27 protein-coding genes are annotated in these 23314 nt (G+C 35.2%); 7 read left to right on the top strand and 20 right to left on the bottom strand.

Annotated features, from left to right (window positions below; all coding sequences use genetic code 11):
- Window positions 1-75 precede the first annotated feature (75 nt).
- Window positions 76-1167 carry a 4-hydroxythreonine-4-phosphate dehydrogenase PdxA gene (pdxA, locus tag BW946_RS03765; protein WP_076594900.1) on the bottom strand — a complete coding sequence of 364 codons (1092 nt, stop codon included), beginning with the start codon at window positions 1165-1167 and terminating at the stop codon, window positions 76-78.
- A 48-nt stretch (window positions 1168-1215) separates the two neighbouring features.
- Here pdxA and BW946_RS03770 point away from each other — a divergent pair, with 48 nt between their 5' ends.
- From BW946_RS03770 to BW946_RS03780, 3 genes are read left to right on the top strand one after another with little or no spacing between them, the layout of a single operon-like run.
- Entirely contained in the window at window positions 1216-1800 is a 585-nt protein-coding gene (locus BW946_RS03770; RefSeq protein ID WP_047435612.1) for a riboflavin synthase, read from the top strand.
- Between the two features lies 1 nt (window position 1801).
- Window positions 1802-3256: a sensor histidine kinase gene (locus BW946_RS03775; RefSeq protein ID WP_076594901.1), complete on the top strand. Its 1455-nt coding sequence runs from the start codon at window positions 1802-1804 to the stop codon at window positions 3254-3256.
- Window positions 3256-3948, top strand: a complete 693-nt coding sequence (locus tag BW946_RS03780) for a tRNA1(Val) (adenine(37)-N6)-methyltransferase (protein WP_076594902.1) — start codon at window positions 3256-3258, stop codon at window positions 3946-3948. The genes BW946_RS03775 and BW946_RS03780 overlap by 1 nt, the downstream gene beginning before the upstream one ends.
- An 18-nt stretch (window positions 3949-3966) precedes the next feature.
- Here the strand turns inward: BW946_RS03780 and BW946_RS03785 are convergent, their stop codons facing one another.
- Together BW946_RS03785 and rpmH are read right to left on the bottom strand one after the other, a co-directional pair.
- Window positions 3967-4677 carry a cell division ATP-binding protein FtsE gene (locus BW946_RS03785; protein WP_076594903.1) on the bottom strand — a complete coding sequence of 237 codons (711 nt, stop codon included), beginning with the start codon at window positions 4675-4677 and terminating at the stop codon, window positions 3967-3969.
- Between the two features lie 153 nt (window positions 4678-4830).
- A complete protein-coding gene (gene rpmH, locus BW946_RS03790; RefSeq protein ID WP_002976260.1) occupies window positions 4831-4989 on the bottom strand; it encodes a 50S ribosomal protein L34 in 159 nt (52 codons plus the stop codon).
- 235 nt (window positions 4990-5224) lie between these two features.
- Between rpmH and BW946_RS03795 the strand changes: the two genes are divergently transcribed.
- The gene (locus BW946_RS03795) at window positions 5225-6229 is read left to right on the top strand and encodes a DHH family phosphoesterase (RefSeq protein WP_076594904.1); all 1005 of its coding nucleotides are present in this window, start codon (window positions 5225-5227) and stop codon (window positions 6227-6229) included.
- A gap of 64 nt (window positions 6230-6293) precedes the next feature.
- Here the strand turns inward: BW946_RS03795 and BW946_RS03800 are convergent, their stop codons facing one another.
- The 14 genes from BW946_RS03800 to tilS all read right to left on the bottom strand — a co-directional run bounded on the left by BW946_RS03800 (window position 6294) and on the right by tilS (window position 18431).
- Window positions 6294-7100, bottom strand: coding sequence for a patatin-like phospholipase family protein (locus BW946_RS03800; RefSeq protein ID WP_076594905.1), 807 nt, complete (start codon window positions 7098-7100; stop codon window positions 6294-6296).
- Window positions 7101-7171: 71 nt separating this feature from the next.
- Window positions 7172-7954, bottom strand: coding sequence for an alpha/beta fold hydrolase (locus BW946_RS03805; protein WP_076595072.1), 783 nt, complete (start codon window positions 7952-7954; stop codon window positions 7172-7174).
- A 111-nt stretch (window positions 7955-8065) separates the two neighbouring features.
- Window positions 8066-8590, bottom strand: coding sequence for a biopolymer transporter ExbD (locus tag BW946_RS03810; protein ID WP_076594906.1), 525 nt, complete (start codon window positions 8588-8590; stop codon window positions 8066-8068).
- A gap of 288 nt (window positions 8591-8878) precedes the next feature.
- The gene (locus tag BW946_RS03815; protein ID WP_076594907.1) at window positions 8879-10957 is read right to left on the bottom strand and encodes a protein-disulfide reductase DsbD family protein; all 2079 of its coding nucleotides are present in this window, start codon (window positions 10955-10957) and stop codon (window positions 8879-8881) included.
- Window positions 10958-11008: 51 nt separating this feature from the next.
- On the bottom strand, window positions 11009-12061 hold the full coding sequence (locus tag BW946_RS03820; RefSeq protein ID WP_076594908.1) for an ATP-grasp domain-containing protein: 1053 nt from the start codon (window positions 12059-12061) through the stop codon (window positions 11009-11011).
- Window positions 12036-12746 (bottom strand): NRDE family protein, encoded by a 711-nt coding sequence (locus tag BW946_RS03825; protein WP_076594909.1) that lies wholly within the window; start codon window positions 12744-12746, stop codon window positions 12036-12038. Before BW946_RS03825 ends, BW946_RS03820 begins: the two co-directional genes overlap by 26 nt.
- Window positions 12747-13256, bottom strand: a complete 510-nt coding sequence (locus tag BW946_RS03830; protein WP_076594910.1) for a hypothetical protein — start codon at window positions 13254-13256, stop codon at window positions 12747-12749. It abuts the gene before it with no gap.
- Window positions 13253-13618 carry a DoxX family protein gene (locus BW946_RS03835; protein ID WP_076594911.1) on the bottom strand — a complete coding sequence of 122 codons (366 nt, stop codon included), beginning with the start codon at window positions 13616-13618 and terminating at the stop codon, window positions 13253-13255. Before BW946_RS03835 ends, BW946_RS03830 begins: the two co-directional genes overlap by 4 nt.
- A 10-nt stretch (window positions 13619-13628) precedes the next feature.
- On the bottom strand, window positions 13629-14057 hold the full coding sequence (locus BW946_RS03840; RefSeq protein WP_076594912.1) for a DM13 domain-containing protein: 429 nt from the start codon (window positions 14055-14057) through the stop codon (window positions 13629-13631).
- A 43-nt stretch (window positions 14058-14100) separates the two neighbouring features.
- Window positions 14101-15015 (bottom strand): hypothetical protein, encoded by a 915-nt coding sequence (locus BW946_RS03845; RefSeq protein WP_076594913.1) that lies wholly within the window; start codon window positions 15013-15015, stop codon window positions 14101-14103.
- A 23-nt stretch (window positions 15016-15038) separates the two neighbouring features.
- Window positions 15039-15488: a YHS domain-containing (seleno)protein gene (locus BW946_RS03850; RefSeq protein ID WP_076594914.1), complete on the bottom strand. Its 450-nt coding sequence runs from the start codon at window positions 15486-15488 to the stop codon at window positions 15039-15041.
- 1 nt (window position 15489) lies between these two features.
- A complete protein-coding gene (locus tag BW946_RS21025; protein WP_083688775.1) occupies window positions 15490-16452 on the bottom strand; it encodes a redoxin domain-containing protein in 963 nt (320 codons plus the stop codon).
- A 99-nt stretch (window positions 16453-16551) separates the two neighbouring features.
- Window positions 16552-17106, bottom strand: coding sequence for an RNA polymerase sigma factor (locus BW946_RS03865; RefSeq protein ID WP_076594915.1), 555 nt, complete (start codon window positions 17104-17106; stop codon window positions 16552-16554).
- The gene (tilS, locus tag BW946_RS03870) at window positions 17103-18431 is read right to left on the bottom strand and encodes a tRNA lysidine(34) synthetase TilS (protein ID WP_076594916.1); all 1329 of its coding nucleotides are present in this window, start codon (window positions 18429-18431) and stop codon (window positions 17103-17105) included. The genes BW946_RS03865 and tilS overlap by 4 nt, the downstream gene beginning before the upstream one ends.
- Before the next feature lie 87 nt (window positions 18432-18518).
- Here tilS and BW946_RS03875 point away from each other — a divergent pair, with 87 nt between their 5' ends.
- Window positions 18519-19352 (top strand): OmpA family protein, encoded by an 834-nt coding sequence (locus BW946_RS03875; protein ID WP_076594917.1) that lies wholly within the window; start codon window positions 18519-18521, stop codon window positions 19350-19352.
- A gap of 48 nt (window positions 19353-19400) precedes the next feature.
- Here BW946_RS03875 and BW946_RS03880 read toward each other — a convergent pair whose 3' ends face one another.
- The 3 genes from BW946_RS03880 to BW946_RS03890 are packed head-to-tail and all read right to left on the bottom strand — an operon-like array spanning window position 19401 to window position 21584.
- A complete protein-coding gene (locus tag BW946_RS03880) occupies window positions 19401-20363 on the bottom strand; it encodes an HTTM domain-containing protein (protein ID WP_076594918.1) in 963 nt (320 codons plus the stop codon).
- Window positions 20364-20367: 4 nt separating this feature from the next.
- Entirely contained in the window at window positions 20368-20940 is a 573-nt protein-coding gene (locus tag BW946_RS03885) for a hypothetical protein (RefSeq protein WP_076594919.1), read from the bottom strand.
- Window positions 20941-20990: 50 nt separating this feature from the next.
- On the bottom strand, window positions 20991-21584 hold the full coding sequence (locus BW946_RS03890) for a hypothetical protein (protein WP_076594920.1): 594 nt from the start codon (window positions 21582-21584) through the stop codon (window positions 20991-20993).
- Between the two features lie 786 nt (window positions 21585-22370).
- On the opposite strand from BW946_RS03890, the gene BW946_RS21885 reads away from it, so the two are divergent.
- Window positions 22371-22523, top strand: coding sequence for a CCPGW family putative bacteriocin (locus BW946_RS21885; RefSeq protein WP_110368149.1), 153 nt, complete (start codon window positions 22371-22373; stop codon window positions 22521-22523).
- Between the two features lie 121 nt (window positions 22524-22644).
- The gene (locus BW946_RS03900; protein ID WP_076594921.1) at window positions 22645-23292 is read left to right on the top strand and encodes an O-methyltransferase; all 648 of its coding nucleotides are present in this window, start codon (window positions 22645-22647) and stop codon (window positions 23290-23292) included.
- Window positions 23293-23314: the final 22 nt, after the last annotated feature.

Here is a 23314-nt window from a genome sequence, read left to right on the forward strand (position 1 = left end):
GTGCAAAAATATGCATTTTTTTTATAATAACAAATAAAATCTGAAACAAATTAATTTAAAATTTGTTTTAAAGATTTATGCTTCAGTTTCCTCCGGTAGATCTTCATCTATTCCGTTGTCTACAGCCATTTTTCTAGGCTGAAGGCGGTTGTTCATCAGTTCGCTGTACTCACTTCTGTTCTTGAAGACCTTGATCGCTGTGAAGATAGCTTCTGTAAAACTCTGCTCATCGGCCACATTTTTTCCTGCAATATCGTAGGCAACTCCATGATCCGGAGATGTCCTGATAAAAGGAAGTCCGGCAGTATAATTTACTCCTTCTTCATAGGCTAATGTTTTAAAAGGAGCCAGCCCCTGATCGTGATACATTGCTAACACAGCATCGAAATTTTTGTATTTAATCGGTTGGAAAAAACTGTCTGCAGGGAAAGGGCCGAATGCCAGTATTCCGTTGTCAGAAAGTTCTTTGATGGCCGGGCTGATGATTTCAATTTCTTCATGACCAATGACGCCGCCATCTCCTGCGTGAGGATTTAATCCTAATACGGCAATTTTAGGTTTTTGAATGCAGAAATCCTCTATTAACGTTTGATTTAATACTCTGATCTGTTTCTTTATCTTTTCTTTGGAAATATTTTCTGCTATCTGAGCAATAGGAATATGATGCGTGGAAACGGCTACTTTAAGCTCTTCAGTGACAAGGAACATCAGTCCCTTTTTATTGAATTTCTCTTCAAAATACCCTGTATGTCCGGCATGCTTAAAGCCCATTTTTACCATTTCATCCTTGTTGATGGGAGCGGTTACCAATACGTCAATATCTCCTTTCATCAAAGCTTCAGTAGCTGCTTCTAAAGAATCAATCGCCATTTTGGTGGATTCTTCAGTAGGAACTCCTAATTCTACATTCACATTTTCTTTGGTAAGGTTAACCATATTAAGTTTCCCTGCCTGAGCCTGTGAAGCTTCGTTAACGTAGTTGAAATTAAGATTCAGCTTAAAAATATTTTTCTGATAAGTGAATAATTTTCCCGAACCAAAAATTACAGGCGTGAAAAAATCTGTAATAGTTTTGTCTTTCAGAGACTTCATGATGATCTCCGGACCGATGCCGTTGAAATCACCGATTGAAATTCCTACTCGTACTTTATGGTTTTTTGGGCTCATTTTGATTATCTTTGAAGATTATAATTTACAAATTTAGCAAAAAATAATATGTTCACAGGAATTATTGAAGCAGTTGGTGTTATTGAGAAGATTGAAGAAAAAGGAAGCAATATAGATTTTACCCTCACATGCCCTTTTACAAACGAACTGAAAATTGATCAGAGTCTTGCGCACAACGGCTGCTGCCTTACCGTTGTTGAGATAAAAGACAATCATTATGTAGTTACAGCGATCAATGAAACATTGGAAAAAACGAACCTTGGAAAATGGGAACTGGGAACTGTTGTAAATCTTGAGAGATGCATGAAGATGGATGGAAGACTGGATGGCCATATTGTTCAGGGACATGTTGATAAAACCGGTGAAGTGGTGAGTATCGAAAATAAAGACGGAAGTTATTTTATTACCATGAAATATGAAAATGACGGAACTTTTGTAACGGTACCTCAGGGTTCTATTACGGTAAACGGAATCAGTCTTACTGTTGCTAAAAGTGAAGATAATCAGTTTTCCGTAGCTATTATTCCTTATACCTGGGAATTTACGAATATGAAACATTTGAAAATTGGTGATAAAGTAAACCTGGAATTTGATATCATTGGTAAGTATATTGCTAGGTTAATTAAAAAGTAGAATGTCAATAAATAAGTATAAAGGATATAGTTTAAGGAATCGTGTGTTTTTCGGTTTCCTGCTGGTATGTTTTTTAAGCGTGGTTGCTACATCACTTGTTCCTTACTTTGTATTGAGAAATCATTCTTTACAGCAGAGTAATATCGATATGCAGGATAAAACCAATGCTGTAATGCGATATCTGGACTATGCCGTAAGCCAGAAACTTATAGAAACAAAAGATCTTCCGGAGGTTTTGGGGAATAAAATCTTTGAAATAGCGGATATCAACCAGCATGACATTTTTATTTATGATCTGAAAGGAAACTATTTGCTTTCCAACAAAGATGAAGGATTGGTGGAGCAGAAAACAATTCCTCTGGAAATCGTTAATAAGATCCTCTCTACTGACGCAAGAGTAGATATGGTCAATTATGATGCTGCTAAGGATGCTAAGCTTACCTCTTCCTACCTTTTGCTTAAAAACAATGAGCTTGAACCCATCGGAATTGTTTATATCCCTTTATACCATAATGAATCTGCTTATCTTGAGGTTCTTCATCAATATGTAAAATATATTCTTTTAGTCGATATATTCCTTATTCTTTTCAGTATCTGGATCAGTTGGGTGACGTCTAACAGTCTTGCAAAAACCATCACCAAGTTTTCTGATATGATTACCCGTATTACCTTGTTTGAAAACGAAATGCGTCCTATCAGATATTATAAGAATGATGAGCTTAATGCTTTGGCCAGGGCTTATAACAGGATGATTTTACAGATTCAGGACCAGAAAGAAAGACTTAGATTCAAAGCATCGGAAGAAGCTTGGAGAGAAATGGCCAAACAGGTGGCGCATGAGGTGAAAAATCCATTGACGCCAATGAAGCTGACCATTCAGAATTTTGAAAGAAAATTTGATCCTGAAGATCCGAATATCAGAGAAAGAGTAAAGCAAATGAGTAAAACTATTGTGGATCAGATTGATCTTATTGCTACAGTAGCTTCCGCATTCTCAGAATTTGCCAAACTTCCTGAAAAAAATAATGAAGTGATCAATCTGAATACGGAAGTTGAAGATATTCTCCGTGTATTCAATGATGACAGTATTTTCATGCATGCCAACAAGACGAATATTATGATTAATATGGACAGGATTTATCTTTCCAGAATTATCACAAACCTTGTTACCAATGCAAAACAGGCAGAAAGTGACCAGAGAAAACTGATCATCAATGTAGATGTGGAACAGCACCAGAGAAGAGTGATTATCTCTGTTCAGGATAACGGAATCGGGATTCCTGAAAATATGTACGAAAGAATTTTCGAACCGAATTTTACTTCTAAAAGCAGTGGGATGGGGCTTGGTTTGTCTATGGTGAGAAAAATGATCGAGGATTATAAAGGTGAGATCTCTGTGAAATCAGAAGTAGGGAAGGGGTCTACATTCATTATTACACTACCTACCAATTTATAGTGAAAGCCTTTACATTTAAACAATTTGAAATTCAGCAGTCTAAAGACGTCTTCCGTGTAGGAACAGACGGAGTTCTGCTTGGAGCTTTGGCTGACATTGAAAATGCGTCCAATGTTTTGGAAGTGGGAACAGGAACCGGATTAATTTCTCTTATGCTGGCACAAAGAAATTCACAGGCATACTTTTTAGGATTGGATATTAATGAAGAAGCAGCAAAACTTACCCAACTCAATTTTGAAAATTCTCCTTTTCATGCCAGGTTGAAAAACGCTCATCAGGATTTTAAAACTTTTGAAACGAAAGACCGGTTTGATCTTATTGTGTCCAATCCTCCGTATTTTGAAGAATCAGGATCTGAAAAAGATAAGATTGCACGTCAGACTGTAGAGCTCAACTTTAGACAGCTAATCAGTAATGCGGCAGAATTATTGTCTGAAAACGGAATCTTTTCTGTAATTATACCGGTGGAAGCAGGAGAGGTTTTTGTTTCAGTAGGTAAAGAAAACAGTCTGCATCTGAACAGAAAAATTAATATCAGGGGAATTGAAAATGCAAAGGCAAAAAGATTGATTCTTGAGTTTTCGTCACATGAAAAAGAAATCAGGGAATCTGATTTTATCATAGAAAAAAGTCCGAGACAATACTCGGACCAATATCTTGAACTCACGAAAGAGTTTCATGTCTTTAAGTAAGGCGTTTGAGAATAATTCTTATTCAAATAATTCTGAAGTATCCAATACTGAAACTTTTCCGTCCTCACATCTGATCGCTTCACCCGGGAAGTTCTGAATCATGTGATAATCATGGGTTGCCATTACTACTGCAGCACCATTTTCAAGGGCAACCTGCTTTAATAGCGTCATAATTTCATTGGAAGTTTCAGGATCAAGGTTTCCTGTCGGCTCATCCGCTAAGATAAGATCCGGGTGGTTAAGAAGAGCTCTTGCGATGGCAATACGCTGCTGTTCTCCTCCCGAAAGCTCATGAGGCATTTTGTGCTTCTTGCTTTTCATGTTCACGCTTCCTAAAACCTCGTTGATGCGATCTTCCATTTTTACTTTGTCATTCCATCCTGTTGCTTCAAGAACAAACTTCAGGTTTTTTTCAACCGTTCTGTCTGAAAGCAGCTGGAAATCCTGAAAAACAATTCCTAGTTTTCTTCTTAAGTTTGGGATATCGGACGGCTTTAGTTTTGCCAGATCAAATCCTACAACAGCTCCGTGTCCTGACGCCAACGGAATGTGTCCGTAAAGCGTTTTCAGAAGGGAACTTTTTCCGGAACCTGTTTTTCCGATAAGGTAGCAGAATCTCCCTTTTTTAATGTTAAGATTTACATCAGAAAGAACAGTAAAGTTTTTTTGCGCAATCTTTGCGTGTTGTAAACTTATAATATTGTCTCCGGAGATATTGGTATGTGGCATAATTTAATTTTAAAGGCTGTTTCTTATAAAAATATTTCAACTTTTAAAAATAGAAAAAAGATGTTGATTCAGCCTAAATTTTAGTAAATTTTAACAACAAAAAATGCCTGAAAAGGAACTTCTCAAGCATGTTTTGTATATGATAATTAGAAATTATCTCTTAGCGCGTGCAGCACTTACAGTTAATCTCTTTCTGCCTTTAGCTCTTCTCGCAGCCAAAACTCTTCTTCCATTTGGCGTAGACATTCTTTCTCTGAAACCGTGTTTGTTTCTTCTCTTTCTTTCTGATGGCTGGAATGTTCTTTTACTCATTACTATATGTTTAAATCGTAATTAATCTATTAATTTTCAGGTTGCAAAGATATATAAATTTTTATAAGTTACAAACTTTAATTATCTTTTTTTAAAATAAAATTTATTGTTTTTCGGTTGGGTATTTACAAACCCTCACGGGAAAACCGTTTTCCGGTGCAAAAATAATATTTAAATGATTTATATAAAAGCTCTATCTTTGAAAACTTTAATTTTAACGAAAAATAAACACCGGATGTTTACACCAACAGAACTTTCAGATATTAATACATTACTTACCCAGGAGAGCAGAATAGTGATTCTTACCCATTATAATCCGGATGGAGATGCTATTGGTTCAAGTTTAGGATTGAAACATTATCTGAAAGCCAAAGGAATTCATGCAGAGGTTATCGTACCTAATGATTTTCCGAAATTTCTGAAATGGATGCCGGAATCTAAAAAAGTTATTATTGCAGAATATAAAAGAAAGCTTGCTGCGGATATGATTGCCGGAGCAGATGTTATTTTCTGCCTGGATTTTAATTCTCCGTCAAGAATCGGATTGTTGGGAGACTGGCTAATAAAAGCTCCCGGAAAGAAAATCCTTATTGATCATCACCAGCAGCCGGAACAATTTGATTTTGTTTATTCCGATACAGTAATTCCTGCCACTTCACAGATGATTTATCATTTTATTGAAGCAATGAATGATGAAAAACTGGTGAACCAGGATATGGCAGAATGTCTTTATACCGGAATAATGACAGATACAGGAGGATTCCGTTTTCGTTCCACCAGTGCTACTACGCACAGAATTATTGCTAATCTTATTGAACACGGCGCAGATCCTGCTATGATTACTTCCAATACATGGGATACCAATACGGTTTCCCGACTGCATTTACTGGCTTTGGTTCTGGGAAGAATAGAAGTGGTGAATGACGGAACAGTAGCCATTTTAAGCCTGACAAGAAATGAACTGAAAGAATTTGGTTTCCAGAAAGGAGATACAGAAGGCTTTGTAAATTATGGTTTGAGTATTGCCGGTGTAAAAATGTCTGCATTCTTTATGGAAGATTTGTACGAAGATTTCGTTAAAATTTCTTTCAGAAGTAAGGATGATGTGGATGTGAACCAATTCTCAAGAAAATATTTCAACGGTGGCGGACACATTAATGCAGCCGGAGGAAAATCTTTAGATTCTTTAGCCGGAACAATAGTAAACTTTAAAGAGAAGGTAAAAGAAGATGCCTTGTAGAAGCGCAAAAAGAATAAATTGTGAGAAGGTAAATAGGTTGTAAATCCTTTTTATCTCAAAACTCCTACATCTTTTTCCGGAATCCTTTTTCTTCCAATTCCTGGCAGGTATAATCGTAAACCTGTTGAAATATTTCATCCATATATCTTTTGTTGAAAAGACTGTATTTCGTCATTTTGGGAGGATCTAAAAATATATTACAGTATTTCGCTTTAGAATACACAGACTTTGCAATGGCTAAGTGAAGGATTCTGTCAAATTCCTTCATCAGGCTCATTTTGTTTAATTCATCATAGCTGATGGAATTAACATGAGAAGCAATCAGGAAATTACATTTATCCAGGATAGGTTCAATAGGAAGATTATCAAGAACGCCGCCATCCACATAAATTTTCTCTCCAATTCTTACCGGAGGAAGAATGAACGGGACACTGGAAGATGCCAGTAATGGCCCAAAAAGTTCTCCTTCAGAAAAGAAATCTACGATGCCATGAGTCATTTCTGTTGCAGCCACATACATAGGAATTTTTAAAATGCTGAAATTGTCTTCCGGAAAATAATCTTTGAACAGTTTTAAAATAAAATTAGAGCTGAAAATTCCGTTTTTTGACAATTTTAAGGATGATCTGGAGAAAAAAGAAGTCTGTTTTACAATTTCCATCATTTCGTCCGGCGTTTTTCCAAAAGAATAAAAAGCGCCAATGATAGAGCCTGCACTTGTTCCTGAGATTATGTGCGGTTTCAGATGATATTCTTCCAGGGCTTTCAGAACAGCAATGTGAGCAATCCCACGCATTCCTCCACCTGAAAGTGTAAGCCCGATAACCGGTGGTGCCGGTGGTTTCTTTTTTTTGAATGAAAATAAAGCCATTACCAAAATTATCCTCTACTAATATACAGGATTTTTTGTTATGCACGGTTTAATTTGTCAGGTAACCTGTTTTATAAAACCAGTTTTTTTGGAAGATTGTGAAGAAGTTCTGTGTTGATGATTTCTGCACAGATACCGGGTTTTTCCCAATGTCCGTTATGTCCGCAGTCCAGAATGTAAGACTTGATATTTGTTCTGTCCGGAAGATGTTTGATCATCATATCTGTTTTTACGGCATTGTCGTGTTTGCCTGCCAGTACTAATATTTTAGCTTCCAGATTTTCCAGTACATGTTTTTTGTCGGTTCTTTCCACCATGCCTTTTACACAGGCAAGTGCTCCCATATTGTTGGTGGAAAGGGCGGTTTCAAGAGCAATTTCAATTTTCCCTTCCAGAATATCTCTTTCATTGGGATTAAATAAATTAGGAACTCCGGCTCTTGCATAATGGGCAAAAGCATCTTTAATGATTCTATAGCTTTTAATACGCTGCTGCTTTTTCTCTTCATCATCCGCAAAGTAAGTAGAGAAAAATAAAGTGAGACTTTTTAAAGAGCTGGGATATTTTTCTGCAAAAGCAAGCGATGTATATCCTCCCATAGAATGTCCCAGAAGATGTACTTTTTCCAAATGCTGATGATCCAGAACTTTTTTTACTTCTTCAGCAGTTAATTCCATGGTATGAACTTCAGCTAAAATTTCAGACTGACCGTGACCGGGAAGATCAATTTTGAGTAATGAAAAATCTTTGGAAAGATGATGCTCCATATCACTCCAGATGGATAGATTTTCCATAAACCCGTGAAGAAGTACCAAAGTTTCTTTTCCGTTTCCTTTTCTTTCAAAGTTCAGCATGATTCTAAAATTTAGAAGGTTAAAAATAATACAGCAGGTGAGATGCTGCAGATCCGTTTCTCCTTTCAAATTTAATCAAAAAAAGAGCATTTAAAAAAATGCCCTTGTCTTTTATTGAACTAATTCCTTGTAAATCTTTGTTTCCCAGGGCTTAATGTCTGTTACCCCATATCTTTCCTTTTTAGAAATAGCAAGGTTGTCCAGCATATCTACAAAATTTTTGTAACTGGCTTCATCTGTCGGCTTTACAATAACTGTGAATTTGTTAGGAGCCGGAGCTTTCTTATAGGCATCGGCAATAATCTTTGAAATTTTGATTCCACTGAAATCGGTTTCCTTAAGGTTTTCTGTATTCAGATCTTTCTGATTACTCTGATGATAAAATACCCGGTTGTCTTTCCCAAGGATAAATGTAATCTGGTTTTGATCCCCAATTACAGGAATATCCGTAGGATGAGGATTTGGATCTTTTGCTGGTAACCCTAAATCCATTACGTTAGGTTTTGTAAAATTAGTTGTGAACATAAAGAAAGTGATCAATAAGAATCCCAGATCTACCATAGGAGTCATGTCTACCCGGATCATTTTTTTCTTTTGTTTGCTGCCCTGTTTCTCTTGTGCAATTACTTCTGCCATGATTAAAATTTTTGAATGTTAGACTATAATTTTTTTAAAGAATTCATACAAAACATATGCCTTGATTATTGATAAATCTATAAATTCATGAATCTATTGATAGTTTTGTAATTTATTTTAAACATTTCTGTTTCTTTTAATACATTTTTTATAATCGGTTAATCATGGTGGTGTTTTTTTAAGTTTTTTTATCTGCGGGACATATAGTAAATATGTATGGAATAAGCTCAAGATCCAATAAAAAAACTCACACGATAAAGTGCGAGTTTTAAATGATATGTGAATAATTTATTTATTCTTTTTATAGAAATTCACTCCGCATTCAAGGAATTTTTTGAAGTCCTCTTTAGGCATATATCCTGAAACAGGTGTATTGATTACTTTTCCGTCCGGAGTTATTAAAACATAGTGAGGCTGAGAGTTATTGTTAAAGTTAACCTGCTGGAATAAACTCCATCTGTCCCCAATTGTTTTTACCTTTTTGATCTGACCGTCTCCAAGATCGATTTTTGTTTTTTGATCTTCAGGAAGCTCTTCTTTGTCATCCACATACAGAGATGCTAATACAACATCATTCTGTAGGATTGGCAAGATGTCCGGTTCGCTCCATACAAATTCCTCCATTTTTCTACAGTTTTCACATCCGTATCCTGTAAAGTCGATCAGGATTGGTTTATCTTCTTTTTTAGCCAGTTCTATTGCTTTGAAGAAGTCGTGTTCCGGATGCATTCCCAAAATTCCGTCATTTTCATCATGGAAATAACTTACATTCAGTGGAGGCAAAATTCCGCTTAATAACTGAAGTTTAGGACGCTCAGACGGAATTAAACCTTGAATAAGGTAAATCACAAAACCAATACCCAATACCCCTAATATCTTTCTTGTGACAGAAATTTTAGGTTTTTTATCATCATGCGGGAATCTGATGAATCCTAGTAAATATAATGCTAACCCTAATGCAATAATAATCCAGATGGCAATAAAAAGCTCTCTTTTTAAGAAGAATGTTTTGGAGACAAGATCTGCTTTTGATAAGAATTTTAAAGCCAAAGCCAATTCTACAAATCCTAAAACAACTTTTACCGTATTCATCCATCCTCCGGATTTCGGAAGGCTTTGTAATGCCTGCGGGAATAACGCCAGCAATCCAAAAATAATTGCCCATGCCAGCCCGAATCCTGCCAAAGCAAAGGTCAGCAGCATAGGAACATTGGATGAACCTGTGACAGCGCTTCCTAATAAACTTCCTAAAATAGGTCCTGTACATGAGAAAGAAACAATCACCAGCGTTAATGCCATGAAGAAAATACCGATAATTCCTCCTGCCTCTTCTGCCTTCGAAGATTTGTTGGCAATTGAACTTGGCAGCGTGATATCATAATACCCGAAGAAACTTCCGGCAAAGAAGATGAATATGATAAAGAACGCAATGTTCAGCCATACGCTTGTAGAAATTTCGTTGAAGATATTTCCGGCAATACCATCAATAATGTGGAAAGGAATACTTAGTAAAACAAAGATCAGAAGAATGAAAAACCCATAGATCAGCGCATCTCTTTTTCCTTTTGCTTTGTTTTTATTTCCTTTGGTAAAGAAAGAAACCGTTAGTGGAATCATCGGGAAAACGCATGGCGTAAGCAAAGCAATTAATCCTCCGATAAATCCTAAGAATAAATACGTCCAGTAATTTTCATCCACTTTAGTAGAAGCAGTCCCACAATCTGTTAATGGTTTTTTGAAATCGATGGTTGCAATTTTCAGCTGCTTTGGATCCAGTTTTGATGTCTCTGTAATCGTAGCTTCTGTTTTTGCAGGATTTTCAGTAACGGTCTCGGAAACTTTCACAGAATCTTTTACAGGGGCTGCTGTTTCCTCGGTTGAAACCACTTCCGTTGCCCCTTTTGGGGTAACTTTTTGATTGAATTCTAATGTGTTGGGAGCAAGACAGACTCTGTCATCACAAGTCTGATAGGTAATCTCAGAAGTGACATCTGCAGGCTTGGTAGGATCTTTTAATTTAAACTTCTGCTTAAATCCAGCCGAATTGGAGTAGAAAACAATGGTACCTCCAAATGCTTCGGAAAATTCTTCATGTTTTTTACCCACTTCGGAAAATTTTCCGATCAATTCAATATTCTTTCCTGTAACTTTATATTCTGTCGGAATTCCGGTATCTTCCGGTAAATCTTTAGAGTAAATATGCCATCCGCTTTCCATGGTAGCATTCAATACCGCTTCGTATTGATTGTTTCCCAGATCGTTGATGGTGAATTTAAACTTTACAGGATTCTTGATCTGTGCAGAAAAACTAAGAGTAAGAAAAAAGAAAAAGAGAAACGAAAGTTTATGAATCGAAGAGAGTCTCATATTTTTATTTTAGGTAAATACTGTTATACAAAAGTAATTGTTTTTTATAGATTAATCAATTAGTGAAACTTTTCTCAGCTTTTTTTCTATTTTCAAATTGTTTTTTAGAGCCATAAGCCCTTCTATTACATCTAAGTGAGGGAAACCTGTTTCATGATTTTTTCTGCTGATTTCTGCCATTATTTTCCAATGTCTTGCAATTTCTTTCCATGCAAAAAATAAAGAGTGCTTCGGGTCGTACATATGCGTAGGCTCACTTTTAGCGCCATTTATTTCTATGATTTTAAAATTTTCCCCTTCCTGCAAAAAAAATGGATTTTCATACATTATATCTAATCTTCCGAAATAAAAACCATTAACTTTGGTGCAGATTTCATTTATTTTTTTCTCTAACTTTTCCGTAACCTCGGTTGAAATATCAATAAATTTGGCTCCTCTGGTGTGGCTTCCGAACGGAATCAGCATAATCTCTTCATTTTCGGGAAGAATTTTCTGCATCTCGCTGCCCATTTTTTGTTCTATGGCTTTGATCTGAAAGGCACTTCTGGGGTTTCCCATCACCAGTTCTCTCAAGGTATTTTTGCCATTTCCTTTTACAGAAAGAAATTCTTTTTTCACCATTCCTGTAATTTTTCCTTTGCTCTCGTTAGGAAATCTGTGATAAAAAATGCCGACCTCATTTTGATAATTTATTTTTTCCTGAATCAAAAAATCATAATTGTTGTTTTTTTGATAATTATTTAATTCATTTAAATCTTCAAGCTGTGTAACCCCTAAACCTTTCAAACCAATATTGGGCTTTACAATAATGGGAAATTCTATTTTTTTTGATTGTAACTCAGATATAATTTCCTGAAATGAGATCTCTGAAGATACTAAAATAGTTTTCGGAATCCAATCTTTGGGAATCAAATCATAGATTTCTTTTTTGCTTTCCATAGCCATACCTCCATATTTTATAGAAGGATTAGCCCCATGGAAGAACAAGAGCGTTCTTGCTTTCCATGCACAGTAAAGCCATACTGGAAAAAGCGGCAGATAAATGGAAAATGTGGACCAGTATTCCCAATGTACAATTTTATGAAATTGATGTTTGAGTTTCATTTTTAAGGAGAATTTTTTCAGGTTTTGAAAGTGGGTTGAGCCGGTCATAATGCTTCATTGTAATTTCTTCGGAAATTACAACCTGTGTCGTACTGATGGTTTGTATCGTATTTTGCCTTTTTATGGTAATTCCGTTTTCCAGATCATTGGTTTTCTGATGATGAAAACTCCAGATTGTTTCTTCTGAAATTGTTTCTTTCCGCAGAAATTCCTGAAAAATCTGTTTTCTTTCTTCTCTTGCAGTTTCATCATACAAAGTAGCGGAAGACCAAATATAAGGACGGTTAATGTTTAACCATTTAAAATGTTTTTCCGAACCGTCCCAACGAAATTCTGCCAATTGATTTTTCTGTACAATAACCAGCGTAAAAGGTTCAATATTTAACAACTGAATCAGTTGTAAGGCACTGGTTATATTTTCTTGTGCTATTAAATCCAGAACAATGAGGCCTCTGCTTTTCCTGTATTCTGTTTCTCTTTGATGATTTTCAAAAGCGCCGTTTAGTAAAACGATAGCATTTCCGCTTGCTGAAACCACAAACCAGGTTCCGTTTTTGGCGGTATCTTTCGGATAAAAAAGACCTTTTTCCTGATGGATTTTCTGGGCAGCACGATTGGGCTTTTCGTCCCTGTTAGAGGTCAGTACGATTTTGTCTTTATGCGGAAAATAGGTTACGGTACACATTTAGGTTAGATTTTGAGTTTCTCTGTATTGAATGGTAGAAGGCGCAATTCCGAAATTTTTATGGAGTAAATGACTCATTTTAATCTCTTTAAAAGCTACCTTTATCAATGCCTGATGATGAATGCAGTGCTCTATGTTGTACAGCAGTTCCCGATAAAAATTGGTGGGAATTTCTACAGAAATATTTCCTGCAATTTGCTTCAAAGTCAAATTTTTATTCGGCAGATCGATAGCAGAAAGTATTTCAGTAATTACTTTCATTGCCTTTTCCGGGTTTTCTTCTAATTCCAGATTTCTTTGTCTTCCATCATAATTAATTTGACTCATATGATAAGAGTTCAGTAAAATTTCAAGAAACTCAATAATATGCCTCGTATGACCACCAATGGTAGAATCGTCTAAAGATGGGATTTTGTGAGTATATATTTCAGTAGAAATTTTTTGCAAAAGCTCTTGTTGCCCGGTAAGAATCTCGCGTAAGATGGCATAAACCGACTCGTCTCTGTTCATACTTTATTTTTTTTTAATTTAAGTAAAAGAATCACACAAAAGACAAAAACGATGAGAGCAAGATAAAATAATTTTCCGCCATCATTATTGGTTGCAATTCCTAAAATAAAAATGTGTGATGCTATAGCTCCTATCATTGTGAAGAATCCTAAAACGGCTCCCCAAAAAGTGGTTTTTGGATTCAGAATTAATATTGCTGTAATAAGTTCTAAAATTCCGGAAAAAATCCTTCCGTACGGTTCTGCATGTAGTTTTGAAAAAATAGCAACCGAATCAGGATGAGCAGTAAATTTGAAAAATAGAGTCTGGAGTAGAATGATGGCGGGAATTAACCGTAATGCCCAATTGATATAGTTTTTCATAATGATGTGATTATGGTTTCTGAAGTAAAGCGTAAGAAAATAAATGATTATACTGTTGGCAATGAACGACTGCGTATTTATAGTCGTCAAAATTCACTGAACCAGTAAAAGTATAGATTTGTCCACCGTTTACAGATTTCAGTTTTCCTAAAGAAATAAATTGTGATGGTTGCTGTTCTTTACTTACATAGACATACAGATCCGGCCCGTTGCTTATGGTGAAATTGTTATTAAAAACCAGGGTCTGAATTCCGTCTTTTTCATAGATTTCCGCTTTTCCGTTCACGTTATTTCCGTAAGGACCCTGCATAAAATCTCCTGAATATTTTAGCATGGCATTTTCCGGTACCATTTCCATTAAATCTTCTGTTGATGTGTTTTCCCTGATGCAGGAAGCCAAAATAAAGGCTGTAAAGAATGCCATAATAATTGTTTTCATAATTCCTGATGTTTTTTTGTTGTAAAGTTTCCAATTAAAGGAATCAGAATTTTATTCTGTATTCTACATTAGCAATAAAACTTCTTGTCAATCCGTCGGGTCTGGATTTTCTTACAAGAAAAGGAACGCCTACGTTGAGCTGAATACTGTTTCTCCTGTTGATCTCGTAGTCCAGATAAGCATTTCCGTTTAATGTAAGACCTTCTGAATTGTTAATCTCTTGTTCTACATTGTTCTGGTTAGTAAAACGATCGTTTTTCAGGTGATAAATCGGCAAGATACTTGGTGTAAGTCTTATTTTTGAATTAATCATTAAAGGATAAGAAACCCTGAGCAAAATATCACCGCTTCTTTTAAATTTGTTGGTAGATAAAAATCCTCTCAATGCTGAACTTGCTGGGTATTGTGATGCCAAAAACTGATTGTCATTTTGTGTTAAAGGCTGCTGAAGAGCGGCAACCAGCTGGAGTTTTTTTATTTCGTAGCCAACGCCTACAATTAAATCAAACGTTCCTAAGCTGGATTGATAATCCATTGGCAAAGGCAGATTTTCTCTGGAGTTTCCTGCATCTGACAAAGGAATTTTTGCACCCAAAGTAAATTTCAGGTTTTTATTTGCCTGATAATTTGCATTCAGGAAAATATCAGAAAGTCCAAAAGTGGAAACATCATTGCCATTTTGTGCCAAAGTAGTAAGTTTTGCATCCACACCCAATTTTTCGTTGATTTGTCTGTTGTATTCAATATAATTTCCAAAAACAGAAATAGAATTGTCTGCTTTTCCAAAGAAAATCCCGGTTTTAATCTGATTGTGATACGCTTTTATACTGTCGTTATTATTTGGCTGGAGGCTGTTAATTGTACAGAATCCGGCATCACTGCATCCTTGAGCAGATAAGTAATTGCTTTGCAGAAGCAGTAAAAGCGCTGTTCCTAATAAAGTTTTAAATATTTTCATAGCGTTTTTTTTAGATAAATTGTTTATTTTTCTGTCAGTTTTTTCCAGTTTTGGTCTGCATTTTTTTTCAGTGTTGTTTCATTTTTATTCCAGGAATTCAGCGTATTGTTGAAAAATTTATTGTAGAATAAATGGGTTTTATGGTCAATTATTTTAAAAGTTGTAGGGTTAATTTCTACTTTTTCGCCATAATCTCCCAGTGCAAAAGCGCACCAACCACCATAAACAGGTTCGTATCTGGCAGGATCTTTTTTCAGGAGCTCTCTGTTTTTTTCCGAAGAGGTGTAATAAATTGCCCCGTTTACATTAACCGCAAATTCCTTTTTTCCTTTTATGGCCTTTTTCTGTTCAATGTAAGAAACAGGATCATATCCCTGAATTGCCAGTTTGTTTTCTAAATTCCGGTGTTCGGTTTTTTGTGAAAATGCTGTAAATGAAAACAAAAAAGACAGTATGATGATGATATTTTTCATATTAAAGTTGTTTTAAAATGTCCTCTAAAGAAGCTCTCTCTTTGTAGTCGGGATTAAAATGCCTCCAGACAATTTTCTGATTTTCATCTAAAATGTAGGTAGCAGAAACAGGCAGTCTTCCGGATTCATCAGAACGGCTCTTCCTGAAATCGTCTCCCAAATGTTTTTCGTAGAAGTCAAGAGTTTTTTTCTCAGGCGTGTAAAGCACATCAAAAAGTTCAGCGATTCTGTAGTTTTCATCATATAAAACAGAATATGCGGTTTTGGTTTTGCTTACAGTTTTTTCTATAAATTCCGGTTTTTCAGGGGAAATGATGACCAGCCTTACATTTTTGGATTCTAATTCAGGTGCGATATTTTGAAGACTTTCCACATACTTATTGCAGTATGGGCACCATTGTCCGCGAATGAAAACCAAAATGGTTTTCTTTTTTCCCTGAGACAAAGAAAATGTTTTTTCAAATTGATCTTTTGCCGTAAAATCAGGAATGGATTCGCCCACTATTTTACCTTTCACTTCACTTAATGTGTGGGTTTTCTTTGTTGTATTTCTTTTTTCTAAGACCGATTGTCCTACATTTAAAAATTGTGCAGCATTGTAATATCCATATTCATACTGCACCAATTCGCCGTTGTGATCTAAGAAAAGAAAGGAAGGATAATTCACAATTTTGAATCTTTTGGCAAGTTCTGTTCCTTCTTTTTCGGCATCAATGTAAAGGCTGATGAAGTTTTTGTTGAAAAACTCTCCCAATTCTGGATTTGGAAACGTATTCTTTTTCATCAGTTTGCACGGACCGCACCAGGTGGTGTACAAATCAATAAAGATGAGCTTATTTTGCTGTTTTGCCAGTATTTTGGCCTCTTCTACATTTTTAGCCTGAAAGCTGATTCCTTTTGTGCTTTGCGCATTAAATGAAATTGAGACTAAAAATAAAAATGTATAGATAATTTTTGTGAACATAAGATAAAGTATTTATTAAGAAGTTCCCCAAAACAAAAAAAATCACCCAATGAAAAGGTGATTTTTTTTAAATTTTATTTAAAGTATTGATAATCAGTTTTAAATATTGTCGTCTTTTTTTATTTTACGGATCTGCTCTACACATTTGTGCTTTTGGTTTTGGGCATTATGCTTGCTGGAATACTTGTATTTTTTCTGAATTTCTTCTATATTTTTGTTCTTCATAAAAATATCCTGGATGAGGTTTTGGCAGTGTGATGAGATTTTATTGATATAATCGTTGAGTTTATCCCAATAATCTCTTTCATTTTCTATAGCCTGGTTGATTTCTTCTTTGTTTTCAAAATAATAGCTTTCATGCATTTCCACAAAAAAATTTCGGTTGCGCAGCTTTTTCAGCCAAAGGTTTTTAGAAATTCCGGTTACATAATTAGCAAGACAGGTGTAGGCTTTGAAATCGTCATCATACAATTTCTCATACAAAATAATCAAGGCATCCTGAAAAACATCTTCTGCGTCTTCCAGATTCCCTTTGTTGGCAAGAACAAATTTTCGGGTGTAGCCGAAATATTTTTGATACAGAATACCAAAGGCAACGTTGTTGTCTTTCTGGAAATCTTCAATTGCTAAAGTGTTTGTTGCTCTTCTGTTCATGTAATCGTCAGAACTTTTTTTGTGTCTTTTGTTGCTATAAATCTTCTATCCTGTCTGAAAGGAATAATTCCCAAAACGGAATTTTCACGGTCTGTTAAGATCCAGATTTTTTGCCTTACTAAAATAGATAATTTTTCGTCCCTGAAAAATTTAGAAACTTTCTTCTTCCCTGAAAACGCTGTTGGATAAAATTCATCCCCATCCTGTTGTTTTCTCAAAAGAAGAGGGAACTGAAGCTTTTCGGCATCGAAATCCCATTCAAATTCTTTATTGATTCCGGAAATACTTTCAATATGATCTACAAGATCGAGGATCATCTGGTTTTTGGAAAAATCAAAGTGTTCTATCAGTAGTATTTCTTCCGGAATTGCCTTTTTTTCGCTTTTATCAATAAAAATGAGCTCATCCCGGTTAACAATCAACTGATATTCTTTTGAAAAAAAAGAACTGTTATTTTCGGCTTTAAAAATTTTCGGAATTTCTTCCTCCTGATTGAATCCGTATTTCTTTAAAATTTCAAATTTTACAAAATCACTTTCACTATCCAGCTTTTCCTTTGATAGGATTTTATAGTTTTGGTTAAATACCGTGAGACGATTTTCTATTTCCTGGATCTGTTGTTGTACAAAATCTTTGGTTTGATTCAGATATAAAGAACTCTTTCTGAAGTTTTCCAGAAAGTGGTTGTTGGTTTCCATCAGCATCGGTACAATCTCATTTCTGATCTTATTCCTCAGATAATCATTCTTCTTATTGGAAAGGTCTTCCCGGAATTCAATAGTATGCTGCTCGGCAAACTGATAAATATCTTTTTTGGAAAATTGTAAAAAAGGTCTCAGAATATCATTATCATTTGATGGGATTCCGCTCAATCCATTGATTCCCGAAGCTTTGGATAAATTGATGATGAAAGTTTCCAGCTGATCATTAAGATGATGGGCTGTAACAAGAAATTCCAGTTTTTCTTTTTTCCTGATTTCGTTAAAAAAACGGTACCGAATTTCTCTTGCCCAAAGCTGGATTGAATTGTCAGGCTTCTGATCTTTTTCCGAAACTTCATACAGATGAAATTTTATATGATTTTTCTCACAAAAATCCTGCACTGTTTTCTGGTCCAGATCCGAATCATTTCCCCGAAGTTTATAATTGATATGAGCAACCTGAAACTGAAACAACGGATCTTGATTTTCAAGCGCTAAATCCCTGAATAAAGAGGCCAGAACCATAGAATCTGCCCCTCCGCTTACTGCTAAAAGATAGGTGTGATTTCCCGGCTCGTGAACGAGATTTTTTAATTGATTTGTAAAGGTTAATTTATTCAACATAGATGTTGAGAATTTCTTTTATGCAAAGATAACCGATATAATTCAATTGAATTTTCCTAACTTTGAGTAGTCTAAAAATGATTATTTATGAAGATTTTAAAAATTTTAGCAGTTTCTGCAATGGCGCTGGGGATGACATCTTGTGTCAGCAAAAAGCAGTATGATGCTTTGAGCACAAACTATAAGCAGTGTATTGAAAATATCGGAGAAAGACAGAGAGAAATTCAGGATTTGAAATCTCAGAACTCTGCATTGACAGGGGAAAACAACTTATTGAAAAGTCAGCATGATGCTTTAAAATCATCACTTGATGCATGTCTGTCCAATACTGGAAAAAGTTCTGCAAACATTGATAAACTGGTAGGGGAAATCAATGCTTCCAATTCCTATATCAAGCAATTGATCTCCAGTAATGCTAAGAACGACAGTCTGAACCTTGCACTGTCTAATAAACTGAAGAGATCTTTGGATAATGTATCAGATGAGGATGTACAGGTGAAAGTATTGAAAGGAGTTGTAATGATCTCTCTTTCAGATAAAATGTTATACAAAACCGGAGATTACAATATCTTACCTGCAGCTCAGGAAGTGTTAGGAAAAGTAGCAAAAGTAATCAACGATTACGATAAATACTCAGTATTAATTGAAGGTAATACGGATAATGCTCCTCTGAATTCTCCAAATCTTCCGAGAGACAACTGGGATCTTTCTGCATTAAGAGGGACTTCTGTAGCTAAAGTTCTTCAGACTCAGTTTGGTGTAGATCCGGCGAGAATTACAGCTGGCGGGCGTTCTGAATACAACCCGAAAGCGACTAATATGAGCGTTTCAGGAAGATCAGAAAACAGAAGAACAGAAATCATCATCATGCCTAAACTTGATGAGTTTATGAAACTGATGGATATCGCTCCTAAGAAATAATGATTAAACCCTATATCATCAAAAATCCCGAAGCAATTCGGGATTTTTTTATGAATCAATTTGATTGGGAAGATATTGCGCCGATATTGTTTTCTTTGTGGAGAAGACTTTTTTATTAGCGGTTTGTTCAAAGTAAAAATTCGTGATATTCCAGATGATCATAATTGCTGAGAAGTAATATAGATTGAGAACGAGAGCAATTCCTATGTGCATGGAAACCGTTAGGTAAAGCCATGTTTTCTGTGTCGGTTTGTGCCAGATAAAAAATGGGTAGCACATCTCGATAATAATCGTACTCCATCCGATAAAGCTTAAAATATAAGAATGTTCTGCCAGCCAGCTGAAATCAATATTCAGATCTCTGTTGGAGTAGGGCAGATGGATCGCTTTCCAGATAGATTCGCCGTTCCACCAGTTGAAACCTAAAGCTTTGTCGAGTCCTGAAAAGAAATAAGCAATAGAAATATGAATCTGAAATAATCTTTTGACCGGAGTGAAATTGCTATCTACAGGATTTTTGCGGAAAATAAAATTTCTCAGTGAAAAATGCTGATCAGCAGGGAAAAGAATCAGATAGAATAAAGACATACTCGTAAAAAAGTCTGCGCCATAGGCAAAGAAAGAACTTCCCTTAAGCAATGCAATCTGCAGGATAAGTAAAAGAAAGGCAGCAATTCTGGAATAAAATCCAGTAATAATAAAAGTACACAATGTGATAAATGAGACTTTGGTCATCAGAATCGTTGTGCTTTCTTCAATTCCGCAGCTTTGTAAGAAACTTACAATTTTTGAGAAAGTAATCATCCAGTCGGGAGTAAAAACACCCATAATATCCTGTGGAATAATACTGCTGCTTGAAAATAACTGATCAAAATCCGGCATCACTGCCATAAACTGTAATAGAATAACCGTTCCTATGGCAACACGGAAGAAACCCAGGAATTCCGTCTGGTTATCCTGTTTGAAAAAGAAATTTTCAACACGGGTATAGAATGCATTCAGATATTTCATCACTTTAATGTTTAAATTCGTCAATAAGAATTAAATTTTCATTCGTTTTTCCCTTTTTGAAATCAGTAATTGAAGGGTAATCATACAGATAAAGTTTTGTGGTAACGCTCACCGCTTTTGAATTCTCTGTCATCACATGTTCAGCGATCTGTCTGATAATAATATCCAGATACTGATAATATTTTTTGTCGTATATATTTTTACTTGAAATTTTATCTAGAAACATATTGAAGACAGTAGTAAATCTTACTCTGCTTTCCTTGTTATTAAAATATGGAAGTGTCTTTTGTTCCAGAATTTTTCCATTCTTGTCTTGTAATTCAAAACTCATGACAAAATCACTGGCAACATTGGGGGCATAGAAGCCATATCCTGTATCAAAACCTGTATATGAAGTAAATATATTGACAGGCTTTAACTGGGCAATATTTTCTGACATCGCATAAACCAAATGCTTGTCATACTTTTTGTTTTCATAGTAGAAACCGTAATAGCCATCAAATGTTCCTTTCAGACCAATAGTGAAGACTATTAGAAGAATAATGAAAATTCCGGATAACTGTAGCTTTCTTTTCATGGCATGAAAATTTTAAAAGGCTGTCTTAAGACTAAAAACAGCCTTTGAGTTTATTTGTAATTCACCAATACATTATTCAGTTTTACATTGATTCTGGGATCAATAGCTGTATTAACTTTGTAAGATTTTATAATCACATTGGTAAGATTCCTTCTTCCCATCGTGGGCGGGCAGATGGTATATTCTTCTGCACCTTTAATAGTCAATCTGCTTAAAGAGGAGATATCTTTCTGGCTTAGTAAAGCTGCATTGGTCGCAACTTGGTTATTTTGAATCGCATAATAATCTGTTCCAAGCTCTTTAGCACCATATTTTTTCAGGATGCCCTCTACTTTTGCTCTCATATCACCATATTTTTTCCAGTCGATATTAGCTTTCATTAAACATCCGCGGATTATATACTGCCTGTTGATTTTGTATACAATGAAATTGGTGCCCAAACTGTTCTGATGAATTTTCTGAAGGCTTAATAAATTTTTCATGTCTTCATCCGAAATTTTTTTGACCTCTTTAAGGAGGTAATTGTTGTCTACAATGTAATTGCCTTTTTCTTTATAAAAAGACATTTCCTGAGGTTTTAGCTGGGAAAATATCATAACAAGTCCCACTATTGCTCCAATTAATAATAAAGTCTTTGTTTTCATGCTGCTGTTTTTAAAATATCCCTACTCTTTTTAGGATTTTCGGGTTCCTCCTTGTTTTGAATGTTTCATGGTTGGAAAACTTATCTCAAAGGTAGAGGCATATGGGCACTTAAATACAGGTGTTTTTCCTGTTTTTTATGAGGGTTTTGACTTTTCAGGAAGGAATTTTAGTGAGAATTTCTGAAGAGTACTAGCTGCTCATGAATATTTGAAGCCGGTTTGGCAGGCTTATAAAGATGAGTTCTGATAAAATACTTGTAGAATGAACTTAGTAAGTTCTGTTGAATGGATGTTGGGATGATGGAAATAAAATTCCACAGTTTAAAACAAAAATAAATCCCGAAGGTGGCCGGGATCTATTCTTAATCAAATTAATTCTTCCTTTTTCAGGAGCGAAATAATTCGTTGCAAAAATGAAGTGGATATTTCTGTCTTACTTTTTGCTGCAGAAGCATCAGTTCTACTTTTCAGTACAACTTTTTTGTGATTCTCATGGTTAGTTTGTGTCTCTCCTGCAATCATCTTGTTTTCTCTTAGTGTTTTTACCCCTTATTTTTATTACAAACTTATAACTAATACAACAAAAATAACATCCGTGTTTTCACGGTATTTTATATGGGGTTTTCACTGATATGGAAATTTTAATACATTTTATAAATAATTTATTAATGTATAATGGGTTGATTAATAAAAGAATATGTATATTTAAATCTCTGTATTGGGAAATAATAAAAGAGGTATCCGAAAATCTAAAGAGTAGGAAATTAATACTAAACTAAAATCATTATGAAAAATTTAAAAAAGATCTCAAGAGAAGCTATGAAAAATGTACAAGGTGCTGTCCTGGACTGCAATCCTCAGATAATCTGTCAAAGAACCACTGACTGCTGCCCGGGATGGGTTTGTGCTTCAATAGGACAATATTGTGTAGCCTTATAATAACTTTTTAAAGTGACGATAGATGCATGTAAGAGGGATTCATTTCTCTCTTTTTTTGTATCTTCTTCCTGAATTAAAAAAGTAGCTTTAAAATCCTTAAATTTGTTTAAATTAAAATGGTATGAGTTTTTTTGAAGAAAAGAATCCTGAAATGGACAGATATTTGGAGGCGCACGCTTCTTCGGAATCCGAAATTCTGAAAAAGCTGAGAAGAGAGACTTATCAGAAAACCACACAGCCCCATATGATTTCCGGATATCAGCAGGGAAGACTGCTGACAATTATTTCCCAGATGCTGCAGCCGAAAAATATTCTCGAAATAGGAACATTTACCGGATATGCTACTTTATGTCTTGCATCAGGATTGGCAAAAGATGGAAAAATTACCACATTGGATGTGAATGAGGATCTTGCCTATCTTCCTGAAAAATATTTTGAATCCAGCGAATATGCCGGTCAGATCGATTTTAAACTTCAGGACGCCAAGGAATATTTAAAAGAAACAGATGAGTTTTTTGATCTGATTTTTGTAGATGCCGATAAGGAAAATTATGCCGAATATTTCAGATTGATTAAAACTCATACAAAATCAGGAACAGTGATTTTATTTGATAATGTATTGTGGTATGGAAAAGTGCTGGAAGAAAATCCAAAGCTGAAATCTACTCAGTCTATCCAGGAATTAAATGATTTGGCAGCAAAAGACGAAGATTTTGAAAATCTTATTTTACCTTTGCGTGATGGAGTCAACTTTCTTCGCAGAAAGTAACTGAAATATTCAAGGATTAAAC

The sequence above is a fragment of the Chryseobacterium sp. RU33C genome (assembly GCF_900156015.1).
Classification (GTDB): Bacteria; Bacteroidota; Bacteroidia; order Flavobacteriales; family Weeksellaceae; genus Chryseobacterium; species Chryseobacterium candidae.